We start from the raw sequence: 19,930 nt of genomic DNA, 5'->3' as shown, positions 1-19,930 counted from the left end.
AAGATAGCGATCGCACTCTGTGTCCTGGAGTGTCTGGTGTGGTGAAATCTTTAGGGCTGAGGGGGTATCTATCGGGCGGCACAGTTTCCCATGATGCAATCATAGGTCAAGTCGAGGCATTGGTCAAGGGAAGTTATGGGAAATTTGGGAAACATTTCAACCGGATTCCATCAGTCGGGGTCGGAGTCCGAAATGGCGAAATTGCAGATAATCTCGGAGGATGCGATCATGATCGAAACACAAATTCTTCGGGATTCGCCACGGTTCAAAGATGTCGAGGGTTTTGGCGTCGTCGGCGGCTTTGGGTTCCCCGGTGGCGGTGGCGAGAAAGACGACGGACAGGGTGTGCTGGCGGGGGTCGCGGTTCGGGTCGGAGTAGACGTAAAACTGTTCCACCAGGGTCACGTCCAGCCCGATTTCTTCTTTGGCTTCCCGCCCGGCGGCGGTTTCCACCGATTCGCCGTAATCGACAAATCCGCCGGGAATTGCCCAGCCGTGGGGGGGATTTTTGCGTTCGATCAGAATAATCGGTCGGGCGGGGCGATCGATGAGTTCGATAATAATATCTACGGTGGGTGTCGGGTTACGATAGGCCATGTTTGAATCGGGCGGTGGTGGTGGTGGGTCAGAGTGGGAGTTCGGTTTCGGCGATCGCTTTTTGCCGATGCCGATCGCTTCCGCATCTTGTTCAATTTAACCGATACTTTATATATGGGAACTGGCGGGAGAGTTGGGATTCGATCGAATTCCCGGGTTGACTGCGAGTCGGACTTGGACTTCTAGCGAATGGTCGATGTTTGACTGGCGATATAGCAATCAGAAATAATGAGTGAAAACTTGGGTCTGGTAAAAGCCTCCAGAATTGGGGATTTGATGGCGTGACTCTTTACAAATGGCTTCCGATCGCCCTATATATGTCGGCACATTTTCCCATGCTTTAATAATCGGTCAAGTCGGGGCATTTGTCAAGGGAAGTTATGGGAAATTTCGGCAACATTTCAACCGGACAAATCCCCGATTCTTTCTCCGTGTCCTGGAGTGCCTCTGTGGTGAAGTTCTTACAGCCGACGGGGTGTATATATGTCGGCACATTCTCCCATGATTTAAGAATAGGTCAAGTGGGGAGATTTGTCAATGGGAAATCGCGAAAATTTAGGGCGATTTTGCGATCGCAACCGTCCCAAATACACAAAAATACTATTTTGTCAAGTCCCCTCCCCGGGGACTCAGAAAATTGGTGCGTCGGGGTTTTTCGATTTTTCGGAAAAATCAGAATTTTTTACGAAAGAATGGGGGTTTGAGCCTCTATTTTGGCGAGTAGACACAATAACCCCTTGGGTGTCGTTTCCCCAAGTGTACCAGAACCCCCATTCTGCCGTCAAGTATTTGAGAGCCATTTTCAATTAATTTTTTATTATTTTCTGGAAAAATTTTACAAACCAAAACGATTTCCAGGAAATGATAAGTCCAGCTTAACTCGATGACATCGGAGTCGCTTTGAGGATTTTGGGGATGCGGGTGAGGATGCGTTGGGAAATCTCTTCGGGGGTATCATCATTTTCGATAGTAAAAGACAGGTCAGCTTGGGCGTAGCGTGATCGCCGTTGTTCGAGGATGTCCTTGAGGCGTCCGAGGGGGTCGGGATGTTGGAGGAGGGGGCGGCTGGTATCCCCCTGAAGGCGGTCGAAGAGGCGATCGGGGGGGACATCCAACCAGATAACGATGCCGTGCCGCAAGTAACTCCAATTCATCTGTTCGATAACAATACCCCCACCCGTCGCCACCACCAGACGCCGATAAGAACAGAGTTCGCCGAGGACTTGAGATTCCCAGGTCCGAAACCCCGCCTCCCCGTCAGTCTCGAAAATTTCGGGAATCGATCGCCCCGTCACCCGGCCGATGAGATCGTCGGTATCGAAGAAGCGGTAGCCCAACTCCCGGGCCAAAACCTTTCCGACGGTGGACTTTCCCGCCCCCATCATGCCGACCAGATAGATATTAATGCCTTGTAACTGCTGTTCTAGGGTCATTTGTCTAAAAAATTGAGAGAGTCGGGAGTCAGGAATGGGGGAACTCAAAAATCTGCGAAATCTGCGAAATCTGCGGATGTTTTCCCCACGCTAATTCTGCCGTGGCGGGGTTTCCCCCTGCAAATCATCATCCTCGAAATCCCCATCTTCCTTGTCAGATTGAATCTGCGTCGGCTGGGAACCCGGGGGAGTAATGAGGCGATAATCGGCATCAAAAACCGATTCGGGTCGTCCGACCCCCGACTCCTCCGAATTGCGATAGCCAAAGGAATACACCGAACCGGACCAGGATTCCTTGTTGGGAACTTGCTGGGTTTCGTAATTGCTGGGGGCGGGTTCCGGTTTTTCCGGTGTGGTTTCGGTTTCGGTTTCGGTGCCCCACTCCCCGCCGCTGTGGTGTGGGTTGAAAGGTTCTTGAGAGGGATCCGTCCAACTTGCGGATGATCGCGGCGGGGTTTCGGATTCCGTGTCCCCCGTCTCCACCCAATTGCCGTCGTCCCATTGAGGACCCACTTGGCGGACTTCGGTTTCCCAATCGTCGGTATTTCCGACTTTCTCTTCAGACGGTGCGGGTTCCGGTGGCGGTGGCGGGGGGGAAGCCACCCACTCTTCAGAGTCGTCGGAGTTGTCCGATTCCCATTCAGACGCCGCGGCAACTCCGGAAGGTTCGAGGGGGGATTTGGGAGGGTTCGGCGGGGGAGAAGGTCGGTGGCGGGAGGTCGCCGGGGAAACCGGGTAGAAACTGGAAATGATGATAGCGGTAAAGGCGCCGGTGGCGATCGCGATCAGCATCCACAGGGACAGGGGCAGGGTCGGCAGTCGGGTGCCCAAAAAGATCAGGGGGACGGCCGGGGACAAATTTTGGACGGTCAATATCGACAACCCGCCCACCAGGACGAGAATGGCGATCGCTCGTGTTGAAGACATGAAATCCCCCTCCCGAAATCTCTGTTACCACTGACTCGGTTTCTATCTTGACAGACGATCGCCCATTATTGCAGTCCGCATCAATCTTCCTTCCACCGTCGCAGGGGCACGCAATCGATGCCGAACTGGTCTAAGGTACGGGCGACCACGAAATCCACCAAATCTTCGATGGTTTGGGGTTGGTGATACCAGGCGGGGATGGCGGGGACGACGCGGACTCCCGCTTCCGCCAGTATGGTCAGATTCCGCAAATGAATCAAACTCAAAGGCGTTTCCCGGGGCACGATCACCAATTTTCGACCTTCTTTCAATTGCACGTCCGCCGCCCGTTCCAATAAATCGGAACTGAGGCCGTGGGCGAGTTTGGCAACGGTGCTCATGCTGCAAGGAATGACGATCATACCCCGGGTGCGGAAGGAACCGCTGGCGATATTCGCCCCCACGTCCTGCCAGGGGTGGCAGCGGAGTTTGCCGCCGGTTTCCACCCCAGCTTGTTCCCGCCAGAAGAGTTCTTGGCGATCGCAATCGACGGGCATTTTGACATTTTGTTCGGACTGCCAGACCATGTAAGATGATTTGGAGGCGACCAATTCGATCGCGCGATCGGCTGCCAACAAATACTTCAAAATCCGCACGGCGTAAATCAATCCGGAGGCGCCGGACACGCCGACAATTAGGGGGTGATTCGGAGTCGTCATTCGGGAAATTTACCCTCCTGAACTTCCGCACAATATTGTTTCACGGCGTCGGTAATCGTTTGTTGGAGGTCGGCGTAAACTTTGGCAAAGGGCGGCTGCCACCCCGTCAATCCCAATAAGTCGGACGTCACCAAAACCTGTCCGTCGCAACCCGGACCGGCGCCGATGCCGATGGTGGGGACTTGCAATTTTTGGGTAATCTCCCCGGCGAGCTCGGCGGGGATGTGTTCCAAAACGATCGCGAAGGCGCCGGCGTCCTGAAGTGCGATCGCTTCCGAAAGAATCCGGGCGGCGGACTCTTCGGTTTTCCCCTGTTTGCGATAGCCGCCGAATTGGTGTACCGATTGCGGCGTCAGGCCGACGTGACCCATGACGGGAATGCCGATATTGACCAAAGCGCGGACCGTCTCGGCCATCTCGGGGGAGCCGCCCTCCAATTTTACCGCCTCGGCGCCGGTTTCTTTCAAAATTCGCCCCGCCGACCGGATCGCCTGCCGGGGGCTCTCCTGGTAGGTCAGGAAGGGCAAATCCACCACCAGCAGCGATCGCTTCACCCCCCGGCGGACGGCCTTGGCGTGGTGCAGCATTTCTTCGAGGGTGAGGGGGAGGGTGGTCTCGTACCCCAACCCGACCATCGCCAGGGAATCCCCCACGAGGATGACGTCAACCCCGGCTTGGTCCAGGAGTTGGGCGATCGCATATTCGTAGGCGGTCAGTACAGTAATGGGGCGCCGCTGCTGTTTCCAGCGGATCAGTTGTTGGGTGGTCACGGCCATAGCGGGTCACGGGTTGGGGGAGTCTCGCTTTATAGGGTAGCGATTTTCTGGAAATCTGGGAATCTGCCCGGGCCAGTCCGGTCGGGATGGCGGCGTGGGGTCTGTGTCATTCCGGAATTGCTGTTAAGCCAATTGTAGCCAATTGTAGGGTGCGTTCCCCGGGAGTTATTATCGGTTGAATCAATAGCGTAAAAATTGGGAACGCACCGAACCCGATTCAATTCTCACTAATCGAGTCGAATACCCAGACCGCTTGGGAATCAATTCCCTTTTCTTACAGCAAAATCCTATTCAGATGATTGCGGAGTCTGTGGAACCGCATCCGCCCCGGCGAAAATCGAACCGAAGCATTGAATCATATTAAAGAAGCGATCGCACTTCATCTTGAGGTATGCTGCGATCGGGGTTAACTCATTCTGCCAGATGCCGCATCCAATCCGATTAACCCCTCTGTGTCCTCTGTGCCTGGAGTGGTGAATTCAAACAAGAATAAAACTCTATCTCCAAGGGAGTCCACTTCAGTGGACTTTTGCTATTACCACCAAGGGGATGGAATCCCTTGTTTCAAGGCGGGTTCATCTTGAGGTATTATGCGATCGCGATCGCCAAGTATAATAATAGAGTCGAGTTGCTCCTGGCGGAGGGCGATCGCCGGGAAAGCGAAATTATTGACAACTCAAAATGGACGTTATAAAATTATTAGGAATCGGAATTTCCAGCCTTTTGTTAACCGCCTTACCCGGGGCGGCTGCGGAATCCCTGCGGTTTTCGGTGGGGACGGTGGAATTTTCCATCCCCGTGGAAGGCTTGGAAGCCTACGCGGAAGGCGAGAACCTGGGAGAATACGAACAACTCGCCGCCTACCTCCGCCTGCTGAGTCCCGAAAGACAGGAACGGGTGCGGGAAATCTTGCGATCGCGCTACGAGTACAGTTCTGCCGAAATCGAACAGTTTTTGAACTCCCCGATGGTGTCGGAATTTCTACTAAAAATCGGCGATATTTTACAAACGGAATCCCGCGAAAATGGCGCGGACGCCCTGCAAACCGCCATCGTCGAAGCGAGCGATCGCCCCGGCGGTTTTACCCTCGTGGATATCGTCCGGGAATTTCCGAGTCCGAGTCTTTATCTGGATATCGAACGGGCGATCGACGGGTTGGCAAAAGTCGCCGTTTTGGTGGATCAAACCCGCGCCGTCGTCGGTGCGATCGAAGAATTAGCCCTTCAGGAAGCCGCCGCCGAACCGGTTGTCGATTTTTTCCAATTGCCGGACTTGCGAGAAAAGGGGCCCAATTCGAGTTCCAAACAGACCTTTACCGTTTCCGTTCCCTTCCGCGATCGCAATTTTGAGGTCGATTTATACCTGCCCTCCACCCTCGAAACCGGAACCCAAAACGATATTCCCACCCTCATAATATCCCACGGTTTGGCATCCGATCGCGCCCGATTTGAACCCCTCGCCCGCCATCTGGCATCCTACGGTTTCGCCGTCGCCGTCCCCCAACATCCCGGCAGCGACTATCAACAATTGCAAGACTTGTTATCCGGACAAGCCTCCGACCTATTTGAACCGCAACAATTCCGCGATCGACCCGCCGATATTTCCCGCGTTTTAGACCATTTAGAAGAATTAAATCAGACCCAATTTTCCGGTCGCCTCAACCTGGAAAATGTCGGCATTTTGGGGCATTCCCTCGGCGGTTACACGGCCTTGGCGGTGGCCGGTGCCCCCATCAATTTCGACCAACTGGAGGCCGACTGCAACTTGGAAACATTGCCCGTCAACCCGTCCCTATTCCTGCAATGTCGCGCCCTGGAATTGCCCCGCACCGCCACCGAATTCGGCGATCCGAGGGTGGGGGCGATTCTCGCCATCAACCCCGTCAACAGCAGCATTTTGGGCGCATCCGGACTGGCAAAAATAGACACTCCCGTGATGGTCGTCGCCAGCAGCTTGGACCTGTTAGCCCCCGCCGTATTGGAACAGGTGAAATCCTTCACTTGGCTGACGAGTCGCGATCGCTATTTAGTCCTCAAAGAAAACGACCATCACTTCTTCGACGCGGGCGGATTCACATCCGAAGCGATACCGGAGTTCGGCAGTTTAATTCGCGCCAGTCAAGAAATTACAAATGCCTACGTCAATGCCCTGAGCGTGGCATTTTTTAAAGTTCATATTGCCGACGAATCCGAGTATCGATCCTACCTACAATCTGGGTATGCGATCGCCATCAGCAACCCCGCCTATCCACTCCATTTGGTGCGATCGCTCACATCTTCCGAGTTGTTGAAAGTGCTGCGATAATCCCGAATCATCCCGACTTGATATAGCACTACGGGAATCCGTTAAGACAGTTGTTAATTTTCACTACAGAGGCACTCCAGAACCGGGAGAGAGAATCTGTCCAAACCTAAATTCGTACTGCTATATCCAGTCAATGTGAAGATATTGAAATTGTATATTTCTCAATCTGAGGATGGACGATTCTGCACCTTTCCTTCCGGCGCCGTCACGTTCGCTTCAATTTCATCCAACGTTTTAATCACCAATCGCTTCGCCTCCAACTTCCACCCCAATTTTTGAATCGAAAATGCCGCGTAAAATCCGATCGCGGTCGCAATAAAATCCAAGGGTTGCCGTCCCGAAATTCCCAACAACAAACCCAACCCGCCGATGCCCCAAAACGGCAGGGCGACCATTTGCCGGTTCTCTTCCACCAGTTTTGCCAAAAAATTCTTCGGCATTTCCGCCGAAATTTCATCTCGAATTTGACGCTGTTGGGGATAGGGGACGGCAAATCCAAACTTGCGGCGGAGTTTCTCAATTTTGCGGGCTTCCGTACTGTACTCGATCAGTTCATCTTCCGCCATCATGATCAATTGCTCTTTCTGACTCATCGGGATGAAAACTCCAGAATTCTTGTCTCCATCTAACCATGAATCTGAGAACATTCAAAAGGGGGGGGAATCAATTTGATAGCAGTTGTCTGTCTGCTGCGATATAGTTCGATCCCCCCCAGCCCCCCTTTGAAAGGGGGGAGGAAGGGGGGAGATAAGGGGGGAGGCAGAGGATGCAACGCTAGAAATTAATCCGGGGACTTCAAGTCAACCGGTGTACCTCATTGACTTTAAAAGTGCCGTAGATTTTAGATTGGGATTCTCCTCCGCCACCGGCTTTTTGCTACCTTCCCAACCGCTGCCGCACCCGCGACACCAACAAATCCACCTCCGGCAACTTCATCTGAAGTGCCCACAACGCAAACACTCCCAAACCGACGAATCCGGGGATGCACAGTTCCAGCAGGACGACGAAAAATCCCTCCGTCCCCAACCATCTCTCCAACCCCAACCGGACGCCCCAGGCCACCAAACCGGCGACGACGCTACCCGACGCCAACCCCAAAAACGGCCCGCCCCATTCTCGCCAGGGCAACCCGTCCAGGCGACGGTCCAGCAACCACAGCATCATCACCATCGACACCAAATTTACCCCCACCGTCGCCAACACCAAACCGGGGGCACCGAAGGCGTTGACCAAAATATAGTCGAGTAGGGCATTGAGGAAGATGTTGAACAAACTGACCCGAAACGGCGTCTGGCCGTCGCCGAGTCCGTAAAATACCCGCACCAGCACGTCCCGCCCCAAATAGACAAACATCCCCGCCCCGTAGGCCATCAACACCGAAGCCACGAATTCGGACGCCGACAAATCGAAGGCGAAGCGTTCGTACACCACCCGCACCGAGGGCAACGCCAACGCCACCATCAACGTACTCAGGGGTAACATGGTGATAGCCGTCAGCGTCAACGCCTGACGGATGCGATCTTTCAATTCCGGCCAGTCCGCCGGTTCCCGCAAACGGGCGAAAATGGGCAGGAAGGGCACCAAAATCATGTTGGAGATGATGCCCAAGGGGGTCTGCACCATCAAGCCGGAATAGGCCATCGCGGCGGCGGCTTGGGGGATGTAGGAGGCGAAAAATAGGTCGGTGTAGACGTTGATTTGCAGCATCCCGGAGGAGAGGGTGGCCGGGACCATGACTTTCATGACATCGGAGACGCCGGGTTGTCTGAAGTTGAACCGCAGGCGCAATTTTCCTAACCCGGACCGCCACATCGCCGGAAGCTGCACCAACCATTGCAATACTGCCCCCGCCAGGGTTCCTCCGGCTAATACCAATCCCCCCAACAGGGCATAGTTGGGTTCGGTGATTTTTTCGCCCAAATAAATGGCTAAAATTGCCAAACTGCCGATCAATGTGACGCTAGAAAACAGGGGGCTGATGGAGGGCAGCCAGTACATATCGGCGGCGTTGAGGGTGCCGAAGCCGATGCCGATGAGTCCCGCGAATAGCGCCATCGGCGCCATAATTTTGAGTTGTTGGATGGCGATCGCGCGAATTTCCAGTCCTTCGGGGGTTTCGGTGAGTCCCGGCGCCACCATATCAATTAGGGGGGTGGCGAATACCACCAATGCTACCGTCACCACCAGCAACACGGCGCCGACCAGGGTGGTGATGGTTTCGACTAGCGCTTCGGCATCTTTGCGGTGTCGCTTGGCCAGGGCGCTGACGATCGCGCTATGAAAGGGTCCGTTGATGCCCCCAAGGAGGATCAGCAAAAAGCCCGGAATCACATAGGCGTAATTGTAGGCGTCGATCGCCGGTCCGACGCCGAAAGCCGCCGCCATCGCCTGCTGTCGCACCAAACCGAAGACTTTGCTTATTAACGTCGCCGCCGCCACGATGGTGGCAATTCCGACCAGGGAACGGCTGGTTTTCTGGGATTCTTCTGACACGGATTCTCGCTCAATCGGTCGTGGACAAGGGCAACCCTCAGTTTATATCAGAATTTCCCGGCTGTTGGGGGAAGCTCCAGGGGAGTAGGGAGTAGGGAGTAGGGAGTAGGGAGTAGGGAGTAGAGAATTTTTGACTTTTGACTTTTGACTTTCCCCACCCCCCGCCTGCGATAAAATAAAAAGTGTGGAAAGAGTCAGCGAAGGCAGTTGCGGATCCCTTATAGGGGTCTGAGGAAAGTCCGGGCTCCCGAAAGACCAGACTTGCTGGGTAACGCCCAGTGCGAGCGATCGTGAGGAAAGTGCCACAGAAACATACCGCCGAAGGGGCGATTTTCGCCCGCTGGTAAGGGTGCAAAGGTGCGGTAAGAGCGCACCAGCGATGTCGTGAGGCATCGGCTCGGTAAACCCCGGTCGGGAGCAAGGTCGAAGGGATGACGGTTGGTCTTTTACCGATTCCGCTTTTGGTGTACCGCTAGAGGTGTCTGGCAACAGGCATCCCAGATAGATAACTGCCATCCCGACTGCTTGCGGTTGGGACAACAGAACCCGGCTTATGTCTGGCTCTTTCCTCAATTGATAATTGATAATTGATAATTGATAATTGATAATTAAATCTTCTGCTGCCAAGTTTTTCAGACGGTTTGATCTCAATCGGGTACAGTGATGAACGAAGGTCGCTCCATCCCCGGCCCGTCCGGATTGTCAGTGGTGTCTGTCGAATGTTGAACTATGGTGAACCTCAGTTTTGCGCCGACCCGTTCGGATTTTTCCATTTCGATCGCCCCCTTGTGCCTGGAAACGGTTTATGCTTTGGCAGATAGTCCGGCGAATGGTGCGGTGGTGGTGATGAGCGGGATGGTGCGGAATCAGACCGACGGTAAATCGGTGAAGTCCCTGGAATATCAAGCCTATCAGCCGATGGCGTTGCGGGTGTTCGAGCAAATTGCCGAAGAGGTCCGCAACCGCTGGCCCGACGTGACCCGGGTGGTGATTCATCACCGGGTGGGACATTTGCAAATTGGCGAAATCAGCGTCCTCGTGGCGGTGGGTTGCCCCCACCGGGGGGAGGCGTTTGCGGCCTGTCAATATGCGATCGACACCCTCAAACATAATGCCCCGATTTGGAAAAAGGAGCATTGGGCCGACGGGTCGAGCAGTTGGGTAAGCATCGGCGCGTGCGAAGCGAATTGCTGAGGCGAGGCGGAGGAGGCAGAGGAGGCAGAGGAGGCAGAGGAGGCAGGGGAAGCAGATTTATGTCAGATCCGTACAAATTCCCCAATCATCTTTAGATGATTTTTGCTGTTAGCTTGGGAATTGATTCCCAAGCGGTGCAGATTTCCCACCCGTTCCTTCACTCCCTCCGCTCCCCCCGCTTCCCCCGCTCCCCCCGCTTTCATAAAAACCACCGGAACTTCCCGTTTACCGATCGCGTCAAACGGTTCAAGCCTGCCAGTTGAGTGAAGTTGAAACGATGAGTCAATCTGTACCCCTATCCTGGTCTGCACTTGAGGCAAGTGCCCCCCAAGTGCAATTACCCCCCGAAAAGCTGTCGAACTACGACTTGGTTCTGCGATGTCAGGAAGGGTTACATCCTGACCGTCTGGCTTTTACGGAACTGCTGCGACGGTACCAATCCCACGTCGATAAGGTTTTGTTTCACCTGGCGCCCGACTGGCAAGATCGGGCCGACCTCGCCCAAGAAATTTGGATTCGCGTTTACCGCAACATCAAACGACTGCAAGAACCGGCAAAATTCCGGGGCTGGCTGAGTCGGATCGCCACCAATTTATTCTACGACGAACTCCGCAAGCGCAAGCGGGTCAGACCGCCGTTATCTCTGGATGCGCCGCGCAGCATCGACGACGGGGAAATGGAGTGGGAATTGCCTGCCGATCGCCCGGGTCCGGATGAAGACCTGACGACCCGGGAATTTTACGATCGCCTCAAAGAAGCGATCGCGGACTTGCCGGAAGTGTTCCGCACCACCATCGTCCTGCGGGAAATTGAAGGTTTGCCCTACGAAGAAATTGCGGAAATGACAGGCGTTTCGCTGGGAACGGTAAAATCTCGCATCGCCAGGGCGCGGCAGCGGCTACAATCTCAACTGCAACCTTATCTGAGCGAATTGTAAGTTCGGTCGGGAAAATCAGAGCAAATTAATGGTAAAATATACTCGGGATCTTAACCAGATTGATTCCTTCGTGTTTTTCTCCCCAATATCACGGAGCCAGATTTGCCGATCCGTGCCAATTTTTCATCGCATTCTAGGGGGGCGTTACCATGCACTTTAATTCTGACGATCGCGATCGCAACCTCAACCCTCAACATCCGCTCGACCCGAAAGAATTCGAGCGACTCAGCGCTTACTTCGACGGCGAAGCGACACCCGAGGAACGCCGTCAAATCGAAGCCCGGTTGGACAGCGACCGCCAATTCAAAGCCACCTACCACGAACTGAGAAAACTGCGATCGCAATTGCAGGGGATGCCGATCCAGGCGACCGGGCCTCTGGAGGACATCGCCCGGGAAGTATTCCGACGCATTGATCGCCGGACGCATTTGATGTGGGCGGGGAGTGGCGGCGCGATCGCGGCCCTATTTTTGATGCTGGTATCCGGCCAGTTCCCCCGTCCCCTGATGGCGAACGGGTGGGACACCAAACCGGAACCGGTCAGAATTGCCCTCAACGAACCCCTGGTTCCGATTGTCAACCCGGAAGCGGCCAGCATCACGGTGAACCGGCCGATCATCCAAATTCCTAAAGCCGCCATTTCCGACCCCTAGGGGCGCGTCTGGAGGGCCGTCCAGTTGCCCTCGGCCAGGAGTACGCCGTCGAAATGTCGCACCCGCTCCGGGCGCATCAGATAGGCCCAGACTTCCCGAAACGGCTGGCGGTCGGGGGTGTAGGTCTGGATGCGCCGGCGCTGGTATTCGTTTTGGTCCGGCGATCGCGAGGGGTGGTAGCTTTCGAGACTGTCGAGGTCGTCGAGAATCTTCGGGTCGTCAAATGAAAGAATCGCCCCCCAAACGGTGCGATCGCCCTCCGTCATGGCGGGATAGCCCAGGGAGAGGGAATAGAGTTCCCCCAAGGCGATCGCGGGGTGCTCCTCCACCGTGCGTCCGGCGCAGTAGCGGAGGTAATTGAACTCCCCCGGCTTCAAACTGCCGTACACGAATACGTGAATGCCATCTTCGTTTGCCATCGTCCACTCCTCCTGTACGAGCGATCGCCGGAAACCGTACCATCGATAATTTTTGTTAACATGATGGGAGATCCCTGGCATCGATTCAGATCGTCAACTGCGATCGGTGCCACCTGTCATCGTCAGTTCTTTACGCTCTATTATCGTTCATGGTTCTAGCCACTCGCATTATAGAAAATCTCTCGTCGCATCAACTGCCCGTGGGCGCGTTTTTTCCCGAACTCCCCCTCGAGAGCATTTTTTCGACCCAGGGCGTGATGGTGATGCTCCTAGCCGCCTACGCCGTCGCCATGTGGATGTTCCTGACGAGTGCCCCCAAAGTTCACACCATCATGGTCACGGATCTGAATGTCGCCCGACAGTTTTACGAGGGGTTGCTCAACTTGCCGGTGGCGGACGTCCCCCTGCACTACTATTACAATTACGAGCAAACGCTGGGGGCGACGGGGATCGACCCGCTCTACCTGTCCACCAACATCTCCGCGGCCAACACCCAGGATTTGGGGGCGTCGGACGGTTTGTGGTATCAGTTGATGAAAAATACCCAGCTTCACATCATCAGCGGCGCGAGTTACGGCAGCAAAAACCGCCACCGCCACGTCTGTTTTGATCGCGACTGTCTGGACCAAATCCTGATGCGGGTGCAGACTCAGGGCGTCAAATTCAAGATCCGCAGCGAACGGCCCCTGAATTTTTTGGCGAAAGATCTCGAAGGGCGAGTGCTCGAATTCTCGGAAGTGAAGAACTGATCGGAAACCCCGTTTCTCCGGGAAGCCGGGGAAAAAGTCTCTCCCTCCCCCCTTCCCGCTTCTCACTTCTCACTTTAAAAAGACAAAAAAGCGGTCGGATTTCCGGCTGCGGTGCAGCGCCTGTTCGATGCGATCCAAACAGGCGTTCATGTGTTCGTTCGGCTGAACTTCGGTGAAGCCAATTTTACCCTGGCAGGGAATCACCGTATTTTCATTGCAGGTAATTTCTCGGTTTGTAAATGCCTTAAAAATTCGCTCCAGGGCAATCTTTGCGCCCTTCGGCGGGGCAAAAATGACCATGATAAATTCGTTGTTTCCCCAGTAGGCAACCCAGTCACTTTCCCGCAGGTTATCTTGAATTTCTTCGATTAATTCGAGCAGCACCTGCTCCGTTTTTTCTTTTTCTTGTTGTTGCAGCCGCAAGTCCAAACCGTCGATCGCCATCAGGGCCAGACACAGGGGCAAAGTGTTGCGTTTGGCGATGCCCAGACACTGCCGGATGCGATCTTTGACAGCGTTTCGATTCGTCATGTAACAACAACAGTTTTTCGATGGTAAATTTTCCGATCGCCGGGCTCCCGACGCGGCGATGGGTGAACAGTGAGAATCCATCTGATTCAATCGCAAATGATTCTGAGATGTGGGATTGGTTGGGAGTTGCAAGATTCAACCCTCCTGCCGGAGCAAAATGCTTGACCGGATTTCGAGGAGGTTCCCGACCGCGATCGGCAGCCCTCTCAAAATCCCGGGGATTTCAAATGAAGTCCGATCGGCCACTTCAGATTCAGCTTAACACAACTGATCGGGCGATCGCGTGACGTTTTTTGAACTGTCTGCAATTGCATCCGAGTTTTCCCAATTCAATCCGGCTTCAAGTCCCGTCAGCGGGGACGGTGGCGGATTTTTATCAATTTTGAGGGTGTGGAGATTTAAAGAGTATCACCCCGGCGACCGCCAATTTCGGGTTCCGATCCTACAGTGAAACCATAGACGACCAGCCTTTCTACCCAGGAACCGAAGCGATGTCAGAAGCGTTGATTTCCCCCCGCGATCGCACCCCCCGCCCCCGGCGGGACACTCCGGCGGCATCCGAGCGAGAATTTGTGACGGCATTATTGAAGCGTTTATCGGAACGAGTCCGAACCCTCGAAAGTCTTTCCGAAAGCTAAAGACAAGATATTTCATTTAAACCTTAAATTTAGGAGCACGACCGTGAACTATCCAATCGAATCTTTACCCCAGTCCGGCGAAATTCGCACCACCCTCGAAGAACCCACCCTCTATATTTTTAACGCGAAAAAAGGGCAGCACGTCACCCTGATTATCTGGGCGGGAACCCTGCAAGCCGAATTGTACGGCCCCTCCGGTCGCGAATTGGCGATCGTCTCTTCCGGGCGCTGGGGTGGTACAATTTCCGAAACGGGCATCTACCGGGTGATGGTGTACCCGCATCGCGAGTCCACCAGTTGCGCGATCGAAGTCAAGTTGAATGGCGACGATGGCGACGATCGCAAAGATGACTGGCGCCTGAGTGAATACCGCTATTTGAGCGATCGCCCCATCGTCATCAAGCGGGGGGACTACGGCGCGACTCTGGAGGCGATCGTGCGGGCCCGACACATCCAACCCCTGACGGTTCGCTGCCGCAAGGATCAGATGATGAAAGCCAGCGGTTACGGCGTCAGTTTGGCGATTCAGGCGCCGGATGGCAAGATTTTAGATCTCGGAGATGGGGGCGCTTCGGCCCGCCTCCCCCAAGATGGAATGTATCGCGTGCTGGTTCTCGGCGAGGAATATCCCCTCGAAACCTCCGTTACTGTGGATATCCGCTAGGGGGTTTTTTCCTCCACCGGATGCTGTCCGTAAAAGGGGACCGCCTCGGACCAGTGGGGCCGTTCCCCCCGATTCCACAGCCAATTCGCCAATTCCAGCATGGCAACAGTTGTCTCTCCCAGTCCCCCTTCCAAAGTGATTTGGCGGGGGATTTTCTTCTGTTTTAAAATCATTTCCCAGTCTTCCGGGGACATGACGCGATCGGCCAGTTGAGCGGTAATTCCTGTTTCTGAGATATTGTAAATCGCCGTAAATAATTGCCCCCGCTGCGCCCGCATTTGCAGGGCGATCGCGGTTTCGGAGGGTTTTGCATAGTTCCAAGCCGCTGCCGCCAATGTGGAGATGGAAAATAGGGGGATGTCCAACTGTTGCGCCAGGGTGCGGGCCGTGACGACCCCCATGCGCGTCCCGGTGAAGCTTCCGGGCCCCCTGGCGACGGCGATGAATTTCAGATCGGGCCAGGTTTGGGGGGGGAGAAATTCGGTGAGATGTTGGTGGAGTTGGGTGGACAATTCTCGCCCCAAATTCCAGGTTTGCGATCGCGGTTTTTCTTTAAAGTTTGCGATCGCCAGTCCCAGTTCCGGGCTGCTGGTGTGGAGTGCCAAGCCGTATTTTTTCACATTCAGATATCCGTTGCAATGCTCAGATCGTCGATTTTATCAGGATTTAGGGTCGGGTGGGTTTTGACATTGATGGGTATCGTTATAAGTCCGCAGATTTCGCAGATTTTCGCAGATTGGGAATTGGGGTTGATCGGAGGAGCGGAAAAAATGTGTACTGCCATCTCGCTCCTCAATTTCCCTGGCTGTAAAACATCGGCATCGAGACGAACAAACTCGCGAGGATGAGGCCGAAAATATTGTCGGACCAAATCCGGATATTCAGCAGGCCGAAAGCAATGAATAAAAGTGCGATCGTCCCGAATAGGGGGTTTTCGTTGATTCCGTGGTGGCGGTGGGTGAAGGTTTTTACCGCTACAAATAAGGGCGCGACTAAAACAGCCAGCAGGGGGGTGAAAATGATCAGGTGTTGGCTGAAGGTGTAGGCGACCATCGCCAGCATCAGAACGTCCATCCAAAAGGTTTTCTGCCGGAACTGCGATCGCCAATACTGCCAGGTTTGGAGGCGGGTGAATTGAGCGTAAAGGGGATGTTCCTTGAGGCGGAGGAGTTGATTGTTAATCCTTGCTTTCGGGTCTGATTTTAAGACCATTTCCCACTCCGGTACGCCCTTTGATTTGACTCGACCGAGTAATTTTACACGGCGAATGTTTGTGAGATTTAACTGCGAGAGTTCTGCCGCGATCGCTTGGGCAATTTTTTGATAGTTTACCAGGCGCTTTTTGGGGCGGTTGAGGACGATGGTAAGTTGCTGTTTACCAGTGCGGTTAACCTGTATTTTGAGCCGGTACACTCTCAGGGCGCTCTCAAGAATGCGGGTGATTTTCTGCTCTTGGGTCGGGACGGATACCTGCTTCGGCGGTAATTTGGGCGATTTTTGAGGGGTTATATTTTCCTCGAATCCCGTTTCTAAATCGACCTTCAATCCCGGCATCGCCTCGACATATTTCGGCTTCGGTTGCAGCTTCCGCAGCACCGCAGCGGCTGAGTGGAAGCGTCTGCTGGTCGCCCCCGTTAGCATCCCGTCCAAAATCCGGCCGAGTTCGTCGCTGACCGGCGTTTTCAAATAATCCCGCCACACCCAATTCCCTTCCTGGGAGTCGAACAAATCGAAGGGGGGAACTCCCGTCATCAGGTGAATGCAAGTCACCCCCAAACTGTACAAATCGCTGGCAAAAATGGCTTTTCCCATCAACTGTTCCGGGGCGGTATAAGCTGCCGATCCGATCACCGTTCCCGTTTTGGGCAACAGTCCTCCCGTGACAACTTTTGCCGCCCCAAAATCCACCAAAACCAACGGTCCCTTATCCTTCGCCGTCGCACTGCGGCGGCGGATGATATTTTCCGGTTTGATATCCCGGTGGATGACGCGGTGGCCGTGGATGAATTGCAAGACGGGGAGGAGTTCGCGGAGGAGTTCAGCGATTTCTTCTTCGTCAAATGATCCGCGATCGCTCAATTCTTTGGCGAGGTTATTTCCGGGGATAAATTCCTGCACCAAATACTGATATTGTTCCCGTTCAAAATAGGTGACGCGGGTGGGAATTTGGGGATGTTGGCCGAGGATTTCGAGTTGTTCGGCTTCCTGGCGGAAGAGTGCCGCCGCCCGGGTGGCGTTGTTTCCTTGGGGAAAAAATTGTTTGATGGCGACTCGGCTCAAATCCGACTGATTGACGGCTAAAAATGTGCGCCCGAATCCCCCCTGTCCGAGTAATTGCAGAGCTCGATAACCGATTTCGGAGGGGGAACCGTTGGACGGAGAAACTGTGAGGGGGAAGTCACAGATCTGGCAGGACTCACCCTCTCCGGCATTTTCGGGATCTTGACAGTGGGGATTGAAGCAGTAGCTCATGGTTGGGTGTGGGGAGTAGGGAGTAGGGGGCGGAGGGAGGCAACGGTCAAGCTTCGGTAAGCGGAGGGGGCGGAGGGAGCTCCAGAAACGGGTGGGACATCGGAACCGCTTGGGAATCAATTCCCGAGGGCGCAAGCCAGGGGCCCCGACAAGCAGAAATCATCGGTCGATGATTGGGGAGTTTGTACGGATTTAATATAAGTTTGCCTCCCCTGCTTCCTCTGCTTCCTGGAGCCTCCTCTGCCCCCCTGCCCCCCTGCCCCTCTGTCTCAAGTGGGTACGGGTTCGCCGGGGCGGAGTTTCGCCCATTTTCCGGCTTCTTCTTTGAAGCTATTACAGCCGACGACATCCCATTCCATCTCGATTCCGTCGTCTACGGTGCGGATGTTGACGTTGATGCTCGGTTCGACGGGTTCAAAGGTGGGGTTGTCGCTGACGTGGCCTTCCTGATGCTGGGTTTCTACGGCGTGGTAGGTGACACAGCGATCGACGTAGTGGCAGTTGACACAAATACACATATTGAAAACCCTCTGTGCGGCTCGCAAGGGATGGACGGATGCCGAACCCTTTCTGTTAATTTAACTTAGGTGGGGCGATACCTGTCGCGATCGCCGGTTTGCGTTTTGTTGCGAGATGGAATTTTGCCCATGTCTGCCCTGTCTCCGGAAAATTGGCCGTTCGACCCGGAATTTTTGCCGCCACCCGCCTATTTGGTGGGGGGGGCGGTGCGGGATGCCCTGTTGGGGCGGGAGGTGGCGGATTTGGATCTGGATTTCGTGCTGCTGTTGGGGGCGGTGAAAACGGCCCGGACGATCGCCTCTCATTATAGGGCGGGGTTCGTGTTGCTGGATGCGGAACGCCAGATCGCGAGGGTGGTGTTCGACGGGGTGACGGCGGATTTTGCCGAGGCGGAAGGGGGTTCTTTGCAGGCGGATTTGGGGCGGCGAGATTTTACGATCAATGCGATCGCCTACGATCCGATTTTACAAGAGGCGATCGACCCCCAAGGCGGTCAGAAGGATTTAAAATTGGGTTTGATGCGGATGATCTCCCGCGAGAATTTGGCGGATGATCCCCTGCGGCTGTTGCGGGGATATCGTCAGGCGGCGCAGTTGGGATTTGCGATCGAGGAAAATACACGGGAGGCGATCGCTCAGTTGGCGTCGCTGTTGGAACGGGTGGCAGCCGAACGCATCCGCACGGAGTTGGGATATTTGCTCAATACTCCCCGGGGGGTTTCGGGGTTGGTGGAGGCGTGGAACGTCGGGTTAATTTCCCGTTGGTTTCCGGATGCGGACAAACGGTGCGATCGCTTACTTCGTTTGAATGATATCGCCGCCGAATTGTCAAAATTTAATGAACAGTTGGGGGTACAATTGGGGGAGTCGGTGCGGGAGACGCTGAAAATGTCCCGACTCGCGATCGCCAAATTGGCCACTTTAGTCAGTCCGGAGCCCGAAACGGCGGAAACCCAACTGCTGGAACTCAAATACAGCCGCGCCGAAATTCGGGGCGTCCTCGCCATCCTGCGGGGGTTGGAGACGATTCAAAAGACTCCCATCCCGCAACTTTCGATCCGGGAACAGTATTTTTTATTTCAGACGGTGGGAACCTTTTTTGTGGCGTTTGTGGCGGCTGGAATGGCGGCGGGAATTCCCCTGGAGGTATTTTCCCCTCTCCTCGAGCGCTATCTGACGCCAAAAGATGCGATCGCCCACCCGATACCCCCCGTCGGCGGAAAGGTGCTGATGAAGGAATTGGGAATCCCGCCGAGTCCGGTGGTGGGGGACTTGCTGCTGGAAGTGCAACTCGCCCAGGCGGAGGGCAAAATTTCCACGCCGGAAGACGCGATCGCGATCGCGGCACAAAAACTGAAGGAGTGGAACCCCTAACTCCCGATTCCCTCTTCGCTCATTGCCGATTCGCCCGCGGACAACCGTATCAGGTTGCCCCCACACCCTACTCCGATTCCTGACACGGGTTAGCTGAAACGATCCAGTCGTTTACCACAAAGTCGCCCTCGAAGGGGCGAGGCTTTAGACCCAATTGAGTAAACGGATGGGAATGTGAACCGAGAAAGGCTGCTGAAAGCCTTTTAAGGTCGGGGTTTCAATAGAATGGAGCTAAGCGGACTCGAACCGCTGACTTCCTCAATGCCATTGAGGCGCTCTACCAACTGAGCTATAGCCCCAAGCCGTATCTTCTAAGATATCTCAACTGTCGTGGGTGTGTCAAGGTTTTCGAGAAAATTTTTTCACGGCTTTCCCATCGAAGCAGATGCGCCCCCCTCACAGATAAGGATTGGTGTAAGCTCACCCCGGTCTAAAGACGCGGGGCTTTCGCCCTAAGCTGCCGCTACGCTAGGTAGCTCACAGCTCAGGCGTTCAGGACGGCTTGCAGCGCCCCCAGAAATAGCAATCATGAGCGAACCATTATAATCGGCAT

21 protein-coding genes, 1 tRNA gene and 1 other RNA gene are annotated in these 19,930 nt (G+C 54.7%); 10 read left to right on the top strand and 13 right to left on the bottom strand.

Annotated features, from left to right (window positions below):
• Nucleotides 1–156 precede the first annotated feature (156 nt).
• The 5 genes from AC0QHF_RS14745 to panB form a co-directional block, all read right to left on the bottom strand.
• Nucleotides 157–597 (bottom strand): NUDIX hydrolase, encoded by a 441-nt coding sequence (locus tag AC0QHF_RS14745; protein WP_324704982.1) that lies wholly within the window; start codon nt 595–597, stop codon nt 157–159.
• A gap of 875 nt (nt 598–1,472) precedes the next feature.
• Entirely contained in the window at nt 1,473–2,030 is a 558-nt protein-coding gene (locus AC0QHF_RS14740; protein WP_324704981.1) for a shikimate kinase, read from the bottom strand.
• Nucleotides 2,031–2,120: 90 nt separating this feature from the next.
• A complete protein-coding gene (locus AC0QHF_RS14735; protein WP_324704980.1) occupies nt 2,121–2,957 on the bottom strand; it encodes a LapA family protein in 837 nt (278 codons plus the stop codon).
• 80 nt (nt 2,958–3,037) lie between these two features.
• Nucleotides 3,038–3,655 carry a flavin prenyltransferase UbiX gene (locus AC0QHF_RS14730; protein WP_324704979.1) on the bottom strand — a complete coding sequence of 206 codons (618 nt, stop codon included), beginning with the start codon at nt 3,653–3,655 and terminating at the stop codon, nt 3,038–3,040.
• Nucleotides 3,652–4,431 (bottom strand): 3-methyl-2-oxobutanoate hydroxymethyltransferase, encoded by a 780-nt coding sequence (gene panB, locus AC0QHF_RS14725; protein ID WP_324704978.1) that lies wholly within the window; start codon nt 4,429–4,431, stop codon nt 3,652–3,654. The genes AC0QHF_RS14730 and panB overlap by 4 nt, the downstream gene beginning before the upstream one ends.
• 559 nt (nt 4,432–4,990) lie before the next feature.
• Here panB and AC0QHF_RS14720 point away from each other — a divergent pair.
• Nucleotides 4,991–5,125, top strand: coding sequence for a hypothetical protein (locus AC0QHF_RS14720; RefSeq protein ID WP_324704977.1), 135 nt, complete (start codon nt 4,991–4,993; stop codon nt 5,123–5,125).
• Complete coding sequence (locus tag AC0QHF_RS14715) at nt 5,113–6,735, top strand: alpha/beta hydrolase (RefSeq protein ID WP_324704976.1); 1,623 nt, start codon at nt 5,113–5,115, stop codon at nt 6,733–6,735. Before AC0QHF_RS14720 ends, AC0QHF_RS14715 begins: the two co-directional genes overlap by 13 nt.
• 161 nt (nt 6,736–6,896) lie before the next feature.
• Here the strand turns inward: AC0QHF_RS14715 and AC0QHF_RS14710 are convergent, their stop codons facing one another.
• Nucleotides 6,897–7,328, bottom strand: a complete 432-nt coding sequence (locus AC0QHF_RS14710) for a hypothetical protein (protein WP_324704975.1) — start codon at nt 7,326–7,328, stop codon at nt 6,897–6,899.
• A gap of 283 nt (nt 7,329–7,611) precedes the next feature.
• Nucleotides 7,612–9,228: a murein biosynthesis integral membrane protein MurJ gene (murJ, locus tag AC0QHF_RS14705; protein ID WP_324704974.1), complete on the bottom strand. Its 1,617-nt coding sequence runs from the start codon at nt 9,226–9,228 to the stop codon at nt 7,612–7,614.
• 190 nt (nt 9,229–9,418) lie between these two features.
• On the opposite strand from murJ, the gene rnpB reads away from it, so the two are divergent.
• The 4 genes from rnpB to AC0QHF_RS14685 all read left to right on the top strand — a co-directional run bounded on the left by rnpB (nt 9,419) and on the right by AC0QHF_RS14685 (nt 12,012).
• Nucleotides 9,419–9,797, top strand: an RNA gene (gene rnpB / locus AC0QHF_RS14700) — RNase P RNA component class A.
• 160 nt (nt 9,798–9,957) lie between these two features.
• Nucleotides 9,958–10,422, top strand: coding sequence for a molybdenum cofactor biosynthesis protein MoaE (locus AC0QHF_RS14695; RefSeq protein ID WP_324704973.1), 465 nt, complete (start codon nt 9,958–9,960; stop codon nt 10,420–10,422).
• Nucleotides 10,423–10,699: 277 nt separating this feature from the next.
• Complete coding sequence (locus AC0QHF_RS14690; RefSeq protein ID WP_324704972.1) at nt 10,700–11,359, top strand: sigma-70 family RNA polymerase sigma factor; 660 nt, start codon at nt 10,700–10,702, stop codon at nt 11,357–11,359.
• Between the two features lie 149 nt (nt 11,360–11,508).
• Nucleotides 11,509–12,012, top strand: coding sequence for an anti-sigma factor family protein (locus AC0QHF_RS14685; protein ID WP_324704971.1), 504 nt, complete (start codon nt 11,509–11,511; stop codon nt 12,010–12,012).
• On the opposite strand, the gene AC0QHF_RS14680 is transcribed toward AC0QHF_RS14685, so the two are convergent.
• Nucleotides 12,009–12,431 (bottom strand): gamma-glutamylcyclotransferase family protein, encoded by a 423-nt coding sequence (locus tag AC0QHF_RS14680; protein ID WP_324704970.1) that lies wholly within the window; start codon nt 12,429–12,431, stop codon nt 12,009–12,011. The genes AC0QHF_RS14685 and AC0QHF_RS14680 overlap by 4 nt on opposite strands.
• Before the next feature lie 149 nt (nt 12,432–12,580).
• Between AC0QHF_RS14680 and AC0QHF_RS14675 the strand changes: the two genes are divergently transcribed.
• Nucleotides 12,581–13,180, top strand: coding sequence for a VOC family protein (locus tag AC0QHF_RS14675; RefSeq protein WP_324704969.1), 600 nt, complete (start codon nt 12,581–12,583; stop codon nt 13,178–13,180).
• A gap of 69 nt (nt 13,181–13,249) precedes the next feature.
• Here AC0QHF_RS14675 and AC0QHF_RS14670 read toward each other — a convergent pair whose 3' ends face one another.
• Nucleotides 13,250–13,711: a GGDEF domain-containing protein gene (locus AC0QHF_RS14670; protein ID WP_324704968.1), complete on the bottom strand. Its 462-nt coding sequence runs from the start codon at nt 13,709–13,711 to the stop codon at nt 13,250–13,252.
• Between the two features lie 491 nt (nt 13,712–14,202).
• Here AC0QHF_RS14670 and AC0QHF_RS14665 point away from each other — a divergent pair, with 491 nt between their 5' ends.
• The gene (locus AC0QHF_RS14665; RefSeq protein WP_324704967.1) at nt 14,203–14,349 is read left to right on the top strand and encodes a hypothetical protein; all 147 of its coding nucleotides are present in this window, start codon (nt 14,203–14,205) and stop codon (nt 14,347–14,349) included.
• A 43-nt stretch (nt 14,350–14,392) separates the two neighbouring features.
• Entirely contained in the window at nt 14,393–15,013 is a 621-nt protein-coding gene (locus AC0QHF_RS14660) for a hypothetical protein (RefSeq protein WP_324704966.1), read from the top strand.
• Here the strand turns inward: AC0QHF_RS14660 and tsaB are convergent.
• The 3 genes from tsaB to AC0QHF_RS14645 all read right to left on the bottom strand — a co-directional run bounded on the left by tsaB (nt 15,010) and on the right by AC0QHF_RS14645 (nt 18,003).
• The gene (tsaB, locus tag AC0QHF_RS14655) at nt 15,010–15,633 is read right to left on the bottom strand and encodes a tRNA (adenosine(37)-N6)-threonylcarbamoyltransferase complex dimerization subunit type 1 TsaB (protein WP_324704965.1); all 624 of its coding nucleotides are present in this window, start codon (nt 15,631–15,633) and stop codon (nt 15,010–15,012) included. The genes AC0QHF_RS14660 and tsaB overlap by 4 nt on opposite strands.
• A gap of 172 nt (nt 15,634–15,805) precedes the next feature.
• The gene (locus tag AC0QHF_RS14650) at nt 15,806–17,485 is read right to left on the bottom strand and encodes a serine/threonine-protein kinase (protein ID WP_324704964.1); all 1,680 of its coding nucleotides are present in this window, start codon (nt 17,483–17,485) and stop codon (nt 15,806–15,808) included.
• A 269-nt stretch (nt 17,486–17,754) separates the two neighbouring features.
• Complete coding sequence (locus AC0QHF_RS14645; protein WP_324704963.1) at nt 17,755–18,003, bottom strand: Ycf34 family protein; 249 nt, start codon at nt 18,001–18,003, stop codon at nt 17,755–17,757.
• Nucleotides 18,004–18,132: 129 nt separating this feature from the next.
• Here AC0QHF_RS14645 and AC0QHF_RS14640 point away from each other — a divergent pair, with 129 nt between their 5' ends.
• Nucleotides 18,133–19,377 (top strand): tRNA nucleotidyltransferase/poly(A) polymerase-related protein, encoded by a 1,245-nt coding sequence (locus tag AC0QHF_RS14640; protein WP_324704983.1) that lies wholly within the window; start codon nt 18,133–18,135, stop codon nt 19,375–19,377.
• 226 nt (nt 19,378–19,603) lie between these two features.
• Here the strand turns inward: AC0QHF_RS14640 and AC0QHF_RS14635 are convergent.
• Nucleotides 19,604–19,676: transfer RNA gene (locus AC0QHF_RS14635), tRNA-Ala, on the bottom strand.
• Nucleotides 19,677–19,930 lie beyond the last annotated feature (254 nt).

It is taken from the genome of Lyngbya sp. CCY1209 (assembly GCF_055795065.1).
Note: the sequence above shows the minus strand (reverse complement) of the source record. Positions and strands in the feature narration are given on the sequence as shown.